This is a genomic window from Rhodospirillaceae bacterium (assembly GCA_028819475.1).
Taxonomy (GTDB): domain Bacteria; phylum Pseudomonadota; class Alphaproteobacteria; order Bin65; family Bin65; genus Bin65.
This window is the reverse complement of sequence record JAPPLJ010000063.1, coordinates 17244-31830: the sequence shown is the minus strand read 5'-3', so window position 1 is coordinate 31830 and position 14587 is coordinate 17244. Positions and strand designations below refer to the sequence as shown.

Here is a 14587-nt window from a genome sequence, read left to right as displayed (position 1 = left end):
CGATCCTGCGTCCCGGCGCGCCCGGCCGGCAAGCGCCGCATCGTCCTATTCCAGCGACTTGGGCGGCACGCTTCTGAGATATTCGGCGATCGCCCGGCGGTCGGCATCGGTCAGCTTCGACGTGACGTTGGTGACGACTTCTTCCATTTCTCCGCCCAGCACGTCGCCCGCCGGCGTGACGCCGGTCTGCAGCGCGAACACGATCTCCTCGAGGCTCCAGCCGCCGATGCCCTTTGCCATGTGCGGCGTGATGTTGGGCGCGCCGCCGATCTTGGTCTTGCCGTCGCCATAGTCCGGCGCGCCCGCCAGCCGGACGCTGTTGCGCAATCCACCCAGAATGTTGCGCCGGGTATGGCACTCGCCGCAATGGGCAGGCCCGGTCACGATATAGGCGCCGCGGTTCCAGCTGCGCGATTTCCCGGGGTCCGGCCGGTAGCGGCCCGGTTCCAGAAACAGCAGCTTCCACAGGCCGAGGCCGGGCCGGAACGAATAGGGAAAGGCCAGCCGGTGCCCCCCGGTCCGGCCGGTGACCGGCGGGATGGTCTTCAGGTAAGCCCACAGGTCGCGCAGGTCGTCAGGCGTCATCCTTGTGTAGGAGACATAGGGAAAGGCCGGATAGTAGTGCCGCTCGTCGGGCGACAGGCCCAGCGTCATGGCCCGGATGAAATCCGCCTCGGTCCAGCCGCCGATCCCGGTGGCGGCGTCCGGCGTGATGTTCGGCGAAACGAAAACCCCGAACGGCGAGGCGATCTCGCGCCCGCCGGCGAGCGGCGTGCCGCCCTTGCGGGTGTGACAGCCCGCGCAGCCGGCCATGGCGAACAGATAGGCGCCGCGCGCGGCGTCGGCCGTCGCCGAATCCGCGCCGGCCTTCGGCGTCTGCCAGATCAGCGACGGGAAGAAAGCGGGAATGCTGGCGGCAAAAGCCGCTACGACCGCGAGGAACAGCAAAAGCCTGATCAGGCGCATATCGGGCGGCGGGTTCGTCCTTTGCGGCTTTGACGCCGAAAACCTGTCGAACGGCGACCGGCCGGCCGGGGCGTCTCGCTCCCGACTGTGCCATGCCGTTCCATTTCGATAAATCCAAAATTCCTGTGCCGGAAACCTGGGGCCGAAATAAGGCGAAGACGAATCGCGTTGCCGACCGCAGAAGGGCCGATGGAGCCCGCTTCCGGATGACGCTGCAAGGCCCTATCTGTCGACGGTCGGCGCCGGTTCGTGCGCCGGCAGGCCTTCGGCAGCCGGCGTTTCGGCGTGCGGGGCTTCGAGCCGGGGCGCTTCGGAGTCCTCGTCCGGGACATCGGCGTCGGGCCGGCTGCTCAACAGGGGCGCCAGCAACCCGGACGCCGCGTCGAACCCCGCCATGGCGGTCAGCAGAAGGAAGGTCGAGGTGCCGAAGCCGCCGACCAGCAGGAACAGGGCGCCGCCGCCGCCGAGCCACAGGATCGCGAGCAGGCGATAGCCCAGCGTCCTGCCGCCGGCGCGCGCCGTCTTCAGGGTCTCGAACGCCAGCGCAATCAGGCCGACCAGGAGGAAAAGGACGCGAAAATCCACCTGCCACATCCCGCCCGACGGCAGGGGGATCGCCCAGGCCGGCTCGACCAGGAACGCGGCCATCCGGAAATCGGCGGGGCCGAGCACCGGGCCCAGCAGCGCAAAACCGGCATAGGTGGCCATGACTACGCCGATTGAGGATATGAGCCTGAACATCGCGGTTTCCGGAAGTTTGGCGGCGGGAGGGCGGATAGCGGAGCGGCTGCTGACCGGATTTCGTCAATACAGCGTCCGCGTCCCCTCCCGATAGCTGCGGTCGGCTTCTTCGGGATCGCCGTCCAGCCCGGCCATTTCATGGACCATGCGGCCACCTCCGGGCAGGATTCCACGGTCCGGCTTGCTCTCTTCGTCCCACAGGCCCGCCCGGCGCAGGGCGCGGTTGCAGTGGATATAGGCTTCACGCACGCGCACGCGGATCGCCATCAGGGCCGGCTTGCCGCCCATCGCCAGCCGTTCCAGCAGTTCGGGATCGTCGGTCAGGCCGGCGCGGCCGTTGAGGCGCAGGGTTTCGTCGAAGCCCGGGATCATGAAGATCACCGCGACTTCCGGGTTTTCCAGGATATTGGTGAGCGTATCGAGCCGGTTGTTGCCGGGCCGGTCGGGGATCAGGATCGTCCGGTCGTCGACGACGTGAACGAAGCCCGGCCGGTCGCCGCGAGGCGAGACGTCGCCGGGGCCGCCGTCCGCTGCGCTGGTGCCGATCACGAGGAACGGCGCATGGGCGATGTAGGTCCGGCAATGGTCGTCGAGCCGGTCGACGACCTTCCGGCGGGACCGTTCGCCCGGCGCGCGATAGTGCGCACGCAGCGCTTCGAGGCTGTCCACGACGGCCACCGTCAGCGCACCGGGCGTCGCGCGCCCGCTTCGCGAGCGCCGCGGATTTCGGGTTTGTCGGTCACGCCGGCATTGTCGCTCCGGCCCGCCCGCCGATGCAAGTGGTTCGCGCGCCGTCGCCGGCGTTCGCGCAGAGGCAGACCGGCGCCGCACGGCCGAATTGACGCATTCGGCTGTTGGCACGGCGGCGAAAACCGGTATCTCTACGGGCATCCCCGAGGGCCCGGACGGCGGCACCGCTTCGAACCGTCCCGGCGCCGCCCGCCACTTCGTTTCAGGACTGCCCCATGACGCTATCCGATACTGCCCGCCCGATCTGGCAATGGTCCGCCCCGGCGACCGCAGCCGCCATCCGCGACGGCGACATTTCCGCAGCCGAGGCGGTCGAGGCGCACAGCGCGCGGATGGACGCCGCGAACCCCGCGCTCAACGCCGTCGTGATCGACCTGCGCGAGGAGGCCCGGGCGGCCGCAGCGCAGGCAGACGCGGACCTTGACGCTCACCGGGCGGCCGGCAAGCCGCTCGGCGCGCTGCACGGCGTCCCGGTCACGGTCAAGATCAACGTCGACTTCAAGGGGCAGGCCAACACCAACGGCATTGCCGCCTTCCAGGACGTCATCGCGCCGGACGATTCGCCGGTCGTCGCCAACCTGCGCAAGGCGGGCGCCATAATCCTCGGCCTCACCAACACGCCGGAATTCTCGTTTCGCGCCTTCACCGACAATCCCCTGCACGGGCCGACCAAGAACCCGTGGAGCCCGCTGCACAATCCGGGCGGCTCGTCGGGCGGCGGCGGGGCGGCGGTGGCGGCGGGCATCGGCGCCATCGCCCACGGCAACGATATCGGCGGGTCGCTGCGCTTCCCGGCCTGGTCGAACGGCCTGGCGACGATCAAGCCGACCCTCGGCCGGGTGCCGGCCTACAATCCGAGCGCGCCGGCCGAGCGGCCCCTGATGGCGCAGCTCATGTCGGTGCAGGGCCCGATGGCGCGCGAGGTCGCGAGCGTTCGGCTCGGCCTCGAAGCCATGGCGGCGCGCGACTGGCGCGACCCGTTCTGGTGCCCCGTACCGCTTGAAGGGGTGCCGCTCGAAGGGCCGGCGCCGGAGCGCCCGATCCGCGTACTCTACGCCCAGCCGGACGACGACATGGACTGCGACCCGGCGGTCATGGCCCAGGTCGACGCCGCGGCGGCGATGCTGGCCGACGCGGGCTATGCGGTCGAGAAAGGCCCGGCGCCGCGGCTGAAAGAAACCTGGCAGATGTGGACCGACATCCTGATGGCGGAGGTCCAGACCATGCAGCGCGAGATCATCGACCGGGTCGCCACGCCCGCCCTCACCGACACGCTGGACGCCTATCTCGCCTTCTCCAACCGGCTCGACCTCAAGGGCTACATGACGGCGATCGCGCAGCGCTCCCGCCATGTCCGGGAATGGATGGCGCAGCTCGAGGAGACGCCGCTCATCCTCACTCCGGCCTCGGTCCAGCCGGTCAACCTGCTAAACGAGGACCTGCAGGGGCCGCAGCGGGTCTACGAGATCTTCACCGCCGCCCGCTTCATCTCGGCGCTGAACCTGCTCGGCCTGCCCTGCGCAATCGCGCCGGTCGGCACGCTGAACGGCCTGCCCAACGCCTGCCAGATCGTCGCCAGCCGCTTCCGCGAAGACCTGGCGCTGGACGCCGCCCAGGCCATCGAGGACCAGGTCGGCGTGCTGTGCCGGGAGCTGTGGGCGCGGGAGGGGTAGAGAGCACTTCTCGCAAATTTCATTTCACCCCGGCCCCCGAGCCGGGGTCCAGAGTCGCACGACGGTCGTTGCGTTCAGAGATGGGCGGCAGGGGTTTCGCAGTTCTGCAATCCAACCCACGCAGCGCCGCGGTAGTTGCTGTCTCCTGGAACCGTATCCTCCGATTTGCCAGTAGCCCTGGGCCCCGGCTCGGGGGCCGGGGCGACAATTCTTGTGAGAAATGCGGGTTGGGGCGGCGTTTTGGTGCCGAGACCTTAAAGATGAATCCCTAGTGCCATTTTGACTTCTTCAATCGCAGCGTTGCGGTCCTGCCGAAAACGCTACACCGCACCGCCTGTCGATCTCCTCGGCGAAGGCGGTCTCGAAAAACAGGGTCAGCGCTTCGGCGAGGTTGTCGCGCGCGTCGGACACGGTGTCTCCCTGGCTGGCGACATCCACTTCCGGGCACAGCGCGACGTATCCATCGCCCTCCCATTCGACGATTGCGGTCAGCCGCCTGTTCATGCCGTGTCTCCTTTCGGTCCGCAGACCATTCGTAACCGATCGGAGGGCCGGGCGGGAAGCGCCGCCTCACTCCGGTTCCATCGATGGCGGATACGCACTAGAAGATGGACGGATGTCGGAACATCCCGCCGGGTCGACGCCGCCTGCGCTTGTCGTCGAAGACATCCACAAGAGCTTCGGCGCGCTCGACGTCCTGAACGGCGTGTCCCTGACCGCGGCGGCCGGCGAGGTCATCGCGATCATCGGCAGTTCCGGCTCGGGCAAGAGCACCTTTCTGCGCTGCATCAATTTCCTGGAAATTCCGGATCGGGGCCGGATCGTGCTGGACGGCGAGGAACTCCAGGTCCGCACCGACCGCGCCGGCCGGCTGACCGGCGTCGACCGCAAGCAGATCGTCCGACTCCGCTCGCAACTCGGCATGGTGTTCCAGAGTTTCAACCTGTGGGCCCACATGACGGTGCTGCAGAACGTTGCCGAAGGGCCGGTCCGGGTGTTGAAGCGCAGCCGGGCCACCGCGCGCGAGGAAGCCATGGCGCTGCTGGAAAAGGTCGGCCTGGAAGACAGGCATGCCAGCTATCCCGCGCAACTTTCCGGCGGCCAGCAGCAGCGCGTCGCCATCGCCCGGGCGCTCGCCATGCAGCCGAAGGTGCTGCTGTTCGACGAACCGACCTCGTCGCTCGATCCCGAGCTGGTCGGCGAAGTGCTGCGCGTGATGCAGGATCTTGCCCGGGAAGGCCGGACGATGATCGTCGTGACCCACGAGATGGGGTTCGCCCGGGAAGTGTCGGACCGCACGATCTTCCTGCACCGGGGCAGGATCGAGGAGGAAGGCCCGCCGGCCGGCCTGTTCGGCGCGCCCAAATCCGAACGGCTGCAGCAATTCCTGTCTAGCCAGATGTAGCGGCCGCTGTAAGCTGGTTCCCAGCCGTAACGCCCCGGACGGAATGCGAAGGCGTTTTCGGGAAGCCCGCTGTGAGCCGGGGGAGGCAACCGAAGAAACAAAAATTCGGTCAGGGAGACCTATCGCGATGATCCGCAAAATCACTCTGCTTGCCGCTGCCGCCATGGTCGGCGCAGCCATCCTCTCGGCGCCGGCCGCCGCCCGCGACATCCGGATCGCCACCGAGGGCGCCTATCCGCCCTTCAACAGCAAGAACGCCAAGGGCGAACTGGTCGGCTTCGACGTCGACCTCGCCAGGGCCATCTGTGCGCACATGAAAGCGAAATGCACGCTGGTCGCGCAGGATTGGGACGGCATCATTCCCGGCCTGCTGGCGAAGAAATACGACCTGATCGTCGCCAGCATGTCGATCACCGAGGAGCGCAAGAAGAAGGTCGCCTTCTCCACGCCCTACTATTCGAACTATCTCCAGTTCGTCGCGAAAAAGGGCAACGGCTTCAAGCCGACGGCCGACGGCATCAAGGGCAAGACCCTCGGCGCCCAGCGCGCGACGGTCAGCTCGCAGTATCTCGAAGACAATTACCGCAAGGTCGCGAAGATCAAGGTCTACGACAAGCAGACCGCTGCCTGGCTCGACCTGAAGGCCGGCCGCGTCGACGCCATCCTGTCCGACCTGCTGCCGTCCTACGACTGGGTCAAGAAGAACAAGGGCTTCGAGATGGCGGGCGGCCAGATCAGCAACGAGGACAAGATCGGCATCGCCGCCCGCAAGGATGACACTGAACTTCTTGAAAGAGTGAACGCCGCAATCCTCGCCCTGCGCAAGAATGGCACCTACGCCAAGATCAACGCGAAATACTTTCCGTTCGACATCTACTAGATGCCGGTTCCGGGAAGCACGATAGAAGCCCCCTCCCGCCGGACGGGGGCTTTTTCTTTGGCGGCCGGACCTCCGAATCTACGGCGGCGGGATGATTCCTGAAATTCTCCAGTTCGGCGACACGGGTTTCGGCGATGAACTCGTTGTCGGCGCCCTCGTCACGCTGGAGATCGCGCTCTATTCCCTGGCGATCGGCCTCGCCCTCGGCCTGGCGGCGGCCGGCGCCAAGCTCTCGCGCTCGCCGGTGTTGCGCGGCATCGCCGAAGCCTACAGCCTGCTCGTCCGGGGCATCCCGGAACTGCTGATCATCCTGCTGGTCTATTACAGCGGCGGCGCGGCGATCGAGGCGCTGCTCAACCTCTTCGGCCATGACGGCGGCTTCGACTTCAACAAGCGGCTCGCCGGATCGCTCGCCCTCGGGCTGATCTTCGGCGCCTTCGCTTCCGAAGTCTTCCGCGGCGCGTTCATGGCCGTGCCGAAAGGCCAGATCGAGGCCGCGCTCGCCATCGGCATGACGCGCCGGCAGGTCTTCCTGCGCGTCCGCTTTCCCCAGATGCTGCGCTTTGCCCTGCCGGGTCTGGGCAACCTCTGGATGGTCCTGCTCAAGGACACGTCGCTGGTCAGCGTCATCGCGTTGGACGAACTGATGCGCGAAACCAGCGTGGCGGCGGAGGCGACCCAGCGCCCGTTCGTGTTCTATCTGGCGGCGACCGTGCTCTACCTGCTGCTCACCATCGTCTCCGATTTCTTCCGCGCCCGGCTGGAACAGCACGCCAATCGCGGTGTCGCCGGCGAAGCCATGCCGCGCCAGCTTCTGCGCCGGAGCGCCTGACCCCGATGCTCGACCTGTGGATCAGATATGGCGACCGGCTGATCGACGGCGCGGCCGTCACGGTCAAGCTGGTCGCGCTGGCCTGCGTGATCGGGCTGGTCCTGGCGATTCCCCTCGCGCTGGCACGGCGGTCGGACCGGCGCTGGATTGCCGTTCCGGCCTATCTCTACATCTACTTTTTCCGCGGCACGCCGCTGATCGTCCAGCTCGCCCTGCTCTATTACGGCCTCGCCCAGTTCGAGGCCGTGCGGGAGAGCCCGTTCTGGATCGTGCTCGGCGACGCGGAATATTGCGGCCTGCTCGGCCTGACCCTGAACACGACGGCCTATGTCGCCGAAATCCTGCGCGGCGGGATCGCCGCCGTGCCGAAAGGCGAGGTCGAGGCCGCCGAAGCCTGCGGCATGTCCAGGGCGACGGTCTATCGCCGGATCGTCCTCCCGCGCGCCATCCGCATCGCCTGGCCGGCCTACGGCAACGAAGTCATCCTCTTGATGAAAGGCAGCGCGCTGGTCAGCACGATCACCGTCTACGACCTGATGGGCGAGACCCGCTCGGTCTTCTCGCGCGGCTACGACGATACGGTCTATCTCTACGCCGCCGCGATGTACCTGACCCTGGCGCTGGCCGTCACCGGAGCCTTCCGCCTCGGCGAACGGCGGATGAACCGCTATCTCCGCGCGGCAGGCTAGGCATTCAGCGCCGCCCAGACCTTGGCCGGCGTCATCGGCATGGAGATGTCGGTCACGCCGGCATCCGCCAGCGCATCGACCACGGCGTTCACGATCGCCGGCAGAGCGCCGACCGTGCCGCTCTCGCCCGCGCCCTTGATGCCCAGCGGATTGGTCGCACAGGGGATGTGCAGATGGTCGAGCGCGAAGGCCGGCAGGTCGTCGGCGCGCGGCATGCCGTAGTCCATGAAGCTGCCGGTCAGCAGCTGGCCGCTGTCTTCGTCGTAGAGCGCCTGTTCCAGCATCGCCTGGCCCCAGCCCTGGACGATGCCGCCGTGGATCTGCCCTGCATAGAGTAGCGGGTTCAGCACCAGGCCGGAATCGTCGACGGAGGTATAGCGATCGACGGCGACGTGGCCGGTCTCCGGGTCAAGTTCGACCTCGACGATATGGCAGCCGTTGGGGAAGTTCGGCGTCGTCGGCGAAAAGCTGCCGGTCGCCTCGATCCCCGGCCCGAAGGCGGCCGTGGGCCCACCGCGTATGAAAGCAGCGTGGCAAATCTGTGCCCAGCCCGCCTTCTTGTCGGTGCCGGCGACGGAAAATTCGCCGTTGTCGAACGCGATATCCTCCTGCGCTGCCTCGAACAGCACGGAGGCGAGCAACTTGCCGCGCTCGATCACCTTGTCCGCGGCGTCGCGCAGGGCGTTGCCGCCGACCGTCATGCTGCGCGCCGCATAGGTGCCGCGGCCGAAGCCGACCTTGTCGGTGTCGCCCTGCTCGAAACGGATCCGCTCCGGCGGAACGCCCAGCCATTCCGACACCAACTGGGTGAAGACCGTCTCGTGGCCCTGGCCGTGATTGTGGGTGCCGGCCAGGACGGTCACGCCCGCGCCTTCGTCGAAGCGGATCTCCATCCGGTCGTTGAACAGGCCGCAGGTCTCGATGAAATAGGCCAGCCCGCGGCCGCGCACCTTCCCGGCCTGCGCGCTTGCGGTCGCGCGCTGCGCATAGCCGTCCCAGTCCGCGGCGGTCAGCGCCTTGTCCAGCAGCGCGGGGAAATTGCCGGTATCGTAGGTCGGCCCGAAGGGGCCGGCATAGGGCAGGCGAGCCGGCGCCACCATGTTGCGCCGGCGCAGCTCGACCGGGTCGATGCCGGTCTTGCGCGCCGCCAGATCGACCAGCCGCTCGATGACGTGGATCGCCTCGGGCCGGCCGGCGCCGCGATAGGGGCCGACCATCGCCGTATTGGTGAAATAGCCGGTGATCGACAGGTGGGCGGCCGGGATATCGTACACGCCGCTGTAGATCAGGCAGCCGACGAGCGCCGCCGCGGGCGCGGCCGACGACAGGTAGGCGCCCATGGCGTAGCGGGCGCGCACGCGCAATCCGGTGATTTTGCCGTCCGCATCCAGCGCCAGTTCGGCATCGGCCAGCACATCGCGCCCGTGGGTGTCGTTGAGCAGCCCTTCGGAGCGGCTCGACGTCCAGCGCACCGGCCGGCCGAACACCCGCGCGGCGTGGCAGACCAGGACATCCTCGTGAAAGGCGTTGTTCTTCATGCCGAAGCCGCCACCGACATCGGGGCTGACGACACGGATTTCGGTCTCCGGGATGCCGAAGACGCTGGCCGCCAGGACCGGCCGGATACCGTGCGGATTCTGCGATGCCGTGTAGACGACCAGGCGGCCGTCGGCCGGATCGACAGTGGCGACCGTTGCCCGCGGCTCCATGCTGTTGGGCGAAACCCGGTTGTTGTAGATCTGCAGCGAGACCGTCGTCGCGGCGCGCTCGAAGGCCGCGTCCGCCGCCGCTGCGTCGCCGCGGTCGAAGGCGAAGCAGATATTGTCTTCGGCCTCGTTCCAGACTTTCGGCGCGCCGGGCGCTTCGGCCTGTGCGAGCGTCGCCGCCGGCGCCGAGTCCTCGTAATCGACCAGGACGAGATCGGCGGCGTCTTCGGCTGCCGCGCGGCTCCCGGCGACGACGAAGGCGATCGGCTCGCCGACATAGCGGACCTCGCCGCGCGCCAGGGCAGGACGGGCAGGCCAGAATTTCGGCGGCGGCTCGCCCATGACGACCGGCGAAGTGTGGCACGGTACGTCGCCGATCCCTGCGGCGTCCAGATCGTCGATCGTCCAGACCGCCGTCACGCCCGGCGCCACGCGCGCCGCTTCGACATCGACCGCGAGAATCTTCGCCCTGGCGTGCGGAGAGCGGACCACCGCGCCATGCAGCGCGCCGGGAAAGTTCATGTCGTCGACATATCTGCCGCGGCCGGTGAGAAAGCGGCGGTCTTCGCGCCGGGGCGCGGGCTGACCGATTCCGAACTTCATGGGCGGGACTCCTGGAGATTTCGGATTTGCGAGGCCGGAGCCTCAGAATTCGAGCATTATCTTGCGGACGATGTTGTTGAGCACCACGCGGGATCGCCACGCCCAGCGGGCCGGCTTCAATTGCCTGTAGCGCCGGCCCGCTTCGGCGGCGGCAAGGCGGGCGCGCTCATCGTCGAGGAACACGGCGAACACGACCTCGCGCTTCGACCGGGTCACCATGTAGCCGGCGAGAGACCGGGCGTGGTTAAGCGTACCGGTCTTGCCGCGAATCTGCATTGCCGACCGCACCGGGCCGGACCGGCCCGCAGCGCTCCCGCCCGGCCGCGACCCGGCATGATTCCCGTTCCGCAGCCGCGGCCTCGTCGCGCGGGCCTTTCCGGCGCCGACCCAATAGGGCTGCATCAGGTCCCACAGGCGGTGGCCGGCATAATCCCGGTTGCGCGCCCAGCGCAGGAGGGCCGCCATCTGCCTCGGCGAAATGCGTGTCTCCCGGCTCAACCCCGAATGGTTGGCAATGCGCAGGCCGGACCGGTCCGCGCCGGGAACCTGCCGGCGCCACCAGGCCGCCATTGCGGCACCGGACTGCGCGAGATCCAGCGGCGCGCCGGCAATTCGCCGGGTCGTCGCAAGGCCGATGATTTCGGTCGCGACATTGTTGCTGTATTTCAGGAAGTGCCGCACCGCCTCGATCAACGGTTCGGAGCGATGGACCGCGACGAGCGCGGCGCCGGCCGGCAAAGCGCCCCGCCCGGGATCGGGCACGGCGATTCCGTGCTGCCCGGCGAGTTGCTGAAACACATGGGCGGCCACAAGGCCGGGCCGTTTGACCGGCACCCACATGGCGCCGCTCCGCTTTGTCGTCGGCACGACCATCCAGCGCGGCGTTCCACCCTCTACGGTGCGGACCACACCGCGCCGCGCCCGCGTTCCGGCTGGCGCGACTCCGGCGGCTACGATATCGACCGGCACCACCATATTGTCGGTCTTGGAAAAGATCTGCGCCTTCAGGCTTTTGCCGGACCTGCGCCAGTTCAGCCGCAGCCGGTTGAAATTGAGCGACAGGGCGCCGACGCCCGGATTGTAAGCGGCATCGATATTGTGTGCGCCGCTCAACGCCCGGGCCTCCGGAAACAAACCGTCGTCGAAAAGGAACCGGCCGTCGATCCGCCGGATTCCCCGCTTCTTCAGCGCCCGGATCATCGGCAGGAAATCTTCGGTATACAGTTCGGGATCGCCGCCGCCGACCAGGACCAGATCGCCCTTCAGGGCGCCGCCCCCGACCGATCCGGACCTGTAGAGGCGCGTCTCCGCACGATACGCCGGACCAAGAACCTCAAGCGCCATAACGGCCGTCGGCGCCTTGATGGCGGAGGCCGGCACAAAGGCGCCGTCGGGGCGCCGCGCCGTCAGGACCGCGCCTGTGGCGGCATCCAGGGCGATATAGCCGACGCTGCGCTCATCGATCCGGAAACGCTTGAACAGCTCTTCCAGTCCGAGCGGCGCTGCCGCTGCGCCCGTGGTCTGCGAATCGGCTCCGGTTGCGTGCGCAGCGCCGGCCGCCAGCACGAAAACGCCAGCCGTCAGCACCGCCCACAAAACATTCCGCTGCCTCACGACAGTCTCATTGCCGATATTCCTGCTTGCCGGACGCGGCCCGGAGCCGCCCACGCCCCGGAAAGACGCGCAGACCCGTCGCGCGAATGCGGCGAGCCTGCGAGGCGAAGGATTGCGCCGCGACTATACCCCGCGGCCGGCCGAATTGCACACCAGACAAATCCGGCATTCTGACGCCTGCCCGATTGTGCGGCACAACGCGGCTTCGCCGCCCGGCGGCTTGCCTTTCTGCCGCGACGCTGGAACATTGCCGCGGCATCGGGAGGGAGGCGCACTGTGGCAATTCTGGACAGCAAGACCGCCATCGTCACCGGCGGCGGACAGGGCATCGGCCGCGCCTACGCCCTGGCCTTGGCGCAGGAAGGCGCCAACGTCGCGGTGGCCGACCTGAACGGCGCCAACGCCGCAGTGGTCGCCGGCGAAATCGAGGACGCCGGCGGCTCGGCCATCGCCGTGCAGGCGGATGTCGGCGAGCCGGCGTCCGTCGACGCGATGGCGGCTGCGGCGCGCAAGGCATTTGGCGGCACGGACATTCTGCTCAATAACGCGGCCATCTTCACTAAGCTGGGCCGCTGCGGATTCGAAGACATCCCGCTCGAGGAATGGGACCGGGTGATGCGGGTGAACGTCACGGGCAGCATGCTGTGCGCGGCCGCGGTCCTGCCGGACATGCGGGCCAGAAAGAAGGGCCGTATTATCAACATTTCTTCGAGTACGGTGCCGATGGGCCTGCCGCGCTTCATGCACTATGTGACGTCGAAAAGCGCGGTGATCGGCATGACCCGGGTGATGGCGCGGGAGCTGGGGCCGGACGGCATTACGGCGAACGCCATCATGCCCGGCCTGATCGAGACCGAGGTCGAGAATGTCGGCCGGACCGACGCCATCCGCGAAAAGATGATCGAGGTGCAATGCCTCAAGGAACTGGGCCGGCCCGGCGATCTCACCGGCCTCGCCGTCTTCCTCGCGTCGGACGCCAGCGGCTACATCACCGGCCAGACCATCGCCGCTGACGGCGGCTCGGTGCACCTGTAGGAAGCGCGTCGCGTGGCGAAGAAACCGAACTTCCTGTTCATTATCACCGACCAGCACCGGGCCGATCACCTGGGCTGCTACGGCAACTCGTTGCTCCGGACGCCGAGCATCGATTCCCTCGCCCGCCGCGGCCTTGCCTTCGACGAATTCTACGTTTCCTGCCCGATCTGTATGCCGAACCGGGCGACCATCCTGACCGGCCGCACGCCGAGCGCCAGCGGCGTGCGCCAGAACGGCCTCCCGCTTTCGCTGGATGCGGTCACGTTCGTCGACCTGTTGAAGGCCGAGGGCTACAGCACCGGACTGATCGGTAAGGCGCACTTCCAGAACATCTCCAAACAGGACGTATCGCTCGAGGCGCCGGAGCCGCCGAGCGTCAAATCGGCAATGGCCGTACCGCAGCCGGGCATCGACCCCGACCGGCCGCGCCGTACCCGCGGCGTCGGCGAGGAGCCGATCGGCCGCGACGACGCCTTGTGGAATGCGACGCGCGAATGGCGCACCGGACCGGGCTACGACCTGGAGTGGACCGGGCAGTGGCGGGTGAACCCCGACTACACCGTACCGACGCCCTATTACGGTTTCGACCATGTCGAGATCGCCAACGGCCACGGCGACTGGGTCGGCGGCGACTATGCTGTCTGGCGCGCCCGGCAAGACCCGGATATCGCGAGCAAGGTGGGACCGCCGAACGGCCTCGACAAAGGCGGCGTCACCGCTCCCCAGGCCTGGCGCACCGCGGTGCCGGAGGAGTTGTGGTCCAGCACCTGGGTCGCCGACCGGACGATCGACTGGCTGGAGCGGCAGGCCGGCGGGAAAGAGCCCTTCTTCCTGTTCTGCAGTTTCCCGGACCCGCATAACCCCTTCTGTCCGCCGGGCAAATACTGGGACATGTACGATCCGGAGGAAATCCCGCTCCCGCCGTCCCACGACCATGTCAACCGCGGCGAGCCGCGCTATCTGCGGACCCTGCGCGCCCACGCCGCCGAAGGCAGGAAGCACGACGATTTCATGTGGGGCTTTCTCGCCGGAGAACGGCACACAAGGGAAATCCTGGCGCTGACCTACGGCCTGATCTCCTGCCTGGACGACCAGATCGGCCGGATCCTCGTCCGGCTGCGGGAGCTGGGCCTCGACGATGATACGGTGGTCGTCTTCACGTCCGACCACGGCGACTTCATGGGCGACCACGGCCTGATGCTGAAACAGGGCTTGCACTATCAGGGCGTGATCCGCGTGCCCTTCATCTGGGCCGATCCGGCCGGAGTTACCGGCAGGCGCAGCGACGTTCTCGGCGGCTCGATCGACATCGCTCAGACGATCCTCAACCGGGCCGGCGTCGCCGCGGCTGCCGGCATGCAAGGGTTCGATATCGCCGGCGCGGCGGCAACCGGCAAGCAACCCGGGCGCGCTGGCCTGATGATCGAGGAGGATTGCCCGGGGCTCCATATCGACATGGACTTCGGGCTGCGCACCTGGACCCTGATCCACGACGGCTGGCGGCTGACCCGGATCCTGGGCGAAGAGACCGGGGAGCTGTTCGATCGCAATACCGACCCGCACGAGATGAACAATCTGTGGTCCGATCCGTCGGCCCGGAACAGATTGCAGGATATGACCGGGCGCATGCTGGCCGAACGCATGCGGCTGACCGACACGGCAATGCTCTCGCCCTTCATGGCGTGAGCGGTTC

Annotated in this window: 13 protein-coding genes; 7 read left to right on the top strand and 6 right to left on the bottom strand. The window is 67.7% G+C overall.

The window, feature by feature from the left end; genetic code table 11:
* Positions 1–45 precede the first annotated feature (45 nt).
* The 3 genes from OXM58_18890 to OXM58_18880 form a co-directional block, all read right to left on the bottom strand.
* Positions 46–966: a cytochrome c gene (locus OXM58_18890; GenBank protein MDE0150430.1), complete on the bottom strand. Its 921-nt coding sequence runs from the start codon at positions 964–966 to the stop codon at positions 46–48.
* A 222-nt stretch (positions 967–1188) separates the two neighbouring features.
* Positions 1189–1707, bottom strand: a complete 519-nt coding sequence (locus OXM58_18885; GenBank protein MDE0150429.1) for a hypothetical protein — start codon at positions 1705–1707, stop codon at positions 1189–1191.
* Between the two features lie 63 nt (positions 1708–1770).
* Positions 1771–2385: a pyridoxamine 5'-phosphate oxidase family protein gene (locus OXM58_18880; GenBank protein ID MDE0150428.1), complete on the bottom strand. Its 615-nt coding sequence runs from the start codon at positions 2383–2385 to the stop codon at positions 1771–1773.
* Positions 2386–2672: 287 nt separating this feature from the next.
* Between OXM58_18880 and OXM58_18875 the strand changes: the two genes are divergently transcribed.
* Entirely contained in the window at positions 2673–4130 is a 1458-nt protein-coding gene (locus OXM58_18875; protein MDE0150427.1) for an amidase, read from the top strand.
* A gap of 288 nt (positions 4131–4418) precedes the next feature.
* Here the strand turns inward: OXM58_18875 and OXM58_18870 are convergent, their stop codons facing one another.
* Positions 4419–4634, bottom strand: a complete 216-nt coding sequence (locus tag OXM58_18870; protein ID MDE0150426.1) for a type II toxin-antitoxin system HicB family antitoxin — start codon at positions 4632–4634, stop codon at positions 4419–4421.
* A 112-nt stretch (positions 4635–4746) separates the two neighbouring features.
* On the opposite strand from OXM58_18870, the gene OXM58_18865 reads away from it, so the two are divergent.
* From OXM58_18865 to OXM58_18850, 4 genes are all read left to right on the top strand, one after another.
* A complete protein-coding gene (locus OXM58_18865) occupies positions 4747–5535 on the top strand; it encodes an ATP-binding cassette domain-containing protein (protein MDE0150425.1) in 789 nt (262 codons plus the stop codon).
* A gap of 127 nt (positions 5536–5662) precedes the next feature.
* Positions 5663–6415, top strand: coding sequence for a transporter substrate-binding domain-containing protein (locus OXM58_18860; GenBank protein ID MDE0150424.1), 753 nt, complete (start codon positions 5663–5665; stop codon positions 6413–6415).
* Between the two features lie 91 nt (positions 6416–6506).
* Positions 6507–7247, top strand: coding sequence for an ABC transporter permease subunit (locus OXM58_18855; protein ID MDE0150423.1), 741 nt, complete (start codon positions 6507–6509; stop codon positions 7245–7247).
* A 5-nt stretch (positions 7248–7252) separates the two neighbouring features.
* Positions 7253–7936: an ABC transporter permease gene (locus OXM58_18850; GenBank protein ID MDE0150422.1), complete on the top strand. Its 684-nt coding sequence runs from the start codon at positions 7253–7255 to the stop codon at positions 7934–7936.
* Here OXM58_18850 and OXM58_18845 read toward each other — a convergent pair.
* Together OXM58_18845 and dacB are read right to left on the bottom strand one after the other, a co-directional pair.
* Positions 7933–10245, bottom strand: a complete 2313-nt coding sequence (locus OXM58_18845; protein MDE0150421.1) for a xanthine dehydrogenase family protein molybdopterin-binding subunit — start codon at positions 10243–10245, stop codon at positions 7933–7935. The two genes, OXM58_18850 and OXM58_18845, sit on opposite strands and share 4 nt — an antisense overlap.
* Positions 10246–10287: 42 nt before the next feature.
* A complete protein-coding gene (dacB, locus tag OXM58_18840; GenBank protein MDE0150420.1) occupies positions 10288–11859 on the bottom strand; it encodes a D-alanyl-D-alanine carboxypeptidase/D-alanyl-D-alanine-endopeptidase in 1572 nt (523 codons plus the stop codon).
* 276 nt (positions 11860–12135) lie between these two features.
* Here dacB and OXM58_18835 point away from each other — a divergent pair, with 276 nt between their 5' ends.
* Both OXM58_18835 and OXM58_18830 read left to right on the top strand, forming a co-directional pair.
* On the top strand, positions 12136–12894 hold the full coding sequence (locus OXM58_18835) for a glucose 1-dehydrogenase (protein ID MDE0150419.1): 759 nt from the start codon (positions 12136–12138) through the stop codon (positions 12892–12894).
* A 12-nt stretch (positions 12895–12906) separates the two neighbouring features.
* The gene (locus OXM58_18830; GenBank protein ID MDE0150418.1) at positions 12907–14580 is read left to right on the top strand and encodes a sulfatase-like hydrolase/transferase; all 1674 of its coding nucleotides are present in this window, start codon (positions 12907–12909) and stop codon (positions 14578–14580) included.
* Positions 14581–14587 lie beyond the last annotated feature (7 nt).

Excerpts from the sequence above, each read along its gene's own strand:
- OXM58_18850 (MDE0150422.1), top strand. The coding sequence starts at position 7,253 with ATGCTCGACCTGTGGATCAGATATGGCGACCGGCTGATCGACGGCGCG.
- OXM58_18845 (MDE0150421.1), bottom strand. The coding sequence starts at position 10,245 with ATGAAGTTCGGAATCGGTCAGCCCGCGCCCCGGCGCGAAGACCGCCGC.
- OXM58_18865 (MDE0150425.1), top strand. The coding sequence starts at position 4,747 with ATGTCGGAACATCCCGCCGGGTCGACGCCGCCTGCGCTTGTCGTCGAA.
- OXM58_18860 (MDE0150424.1), top strand. The coding sequence starts at position 5,663 with ATGATCCGCAAAATCACTCTGCTTGCCGCTGCCGCCATGGTCGGCGCA.
- OXM58_18870 (MDE0150426.1), bottom strand. The coding sequence starts at position 4,634 with ATGAACAGGCGGCTGACCGCAATCGTCGAATGGGAGGGCGATGGATAC.
- OXM58_18875 (MDE0150427.1), top strand. The coding sequence starts at position 2,673 with ATGACGCTATCCGATACTGCCCGCCCGATCTGGCAATGGTCCGCCCCG.
- OXM58_18885 (MDE0150429.1), bottom strand. The coding sequence starts at position 1,707 with ATGTTCAGGCTCATATCCTCAATCGGCGTAGTCATGGCCACCTATGCC.
- OXM58_18890 (MDE0150430.1), bottom strand. The coding sequence starts at position 966 with ATGCGCCTGATCAGGCTTTTGCTGTTCCTCGCGGTCGTAGCGGCTTTT.
- OXM58_18855 (MDE0150423.1), top strand. The coding sequence starts at position 6,507 with ATGATTCCTGAAATTCTCCAGTTCGGCGACACGGGTTTCGGCGATGAA.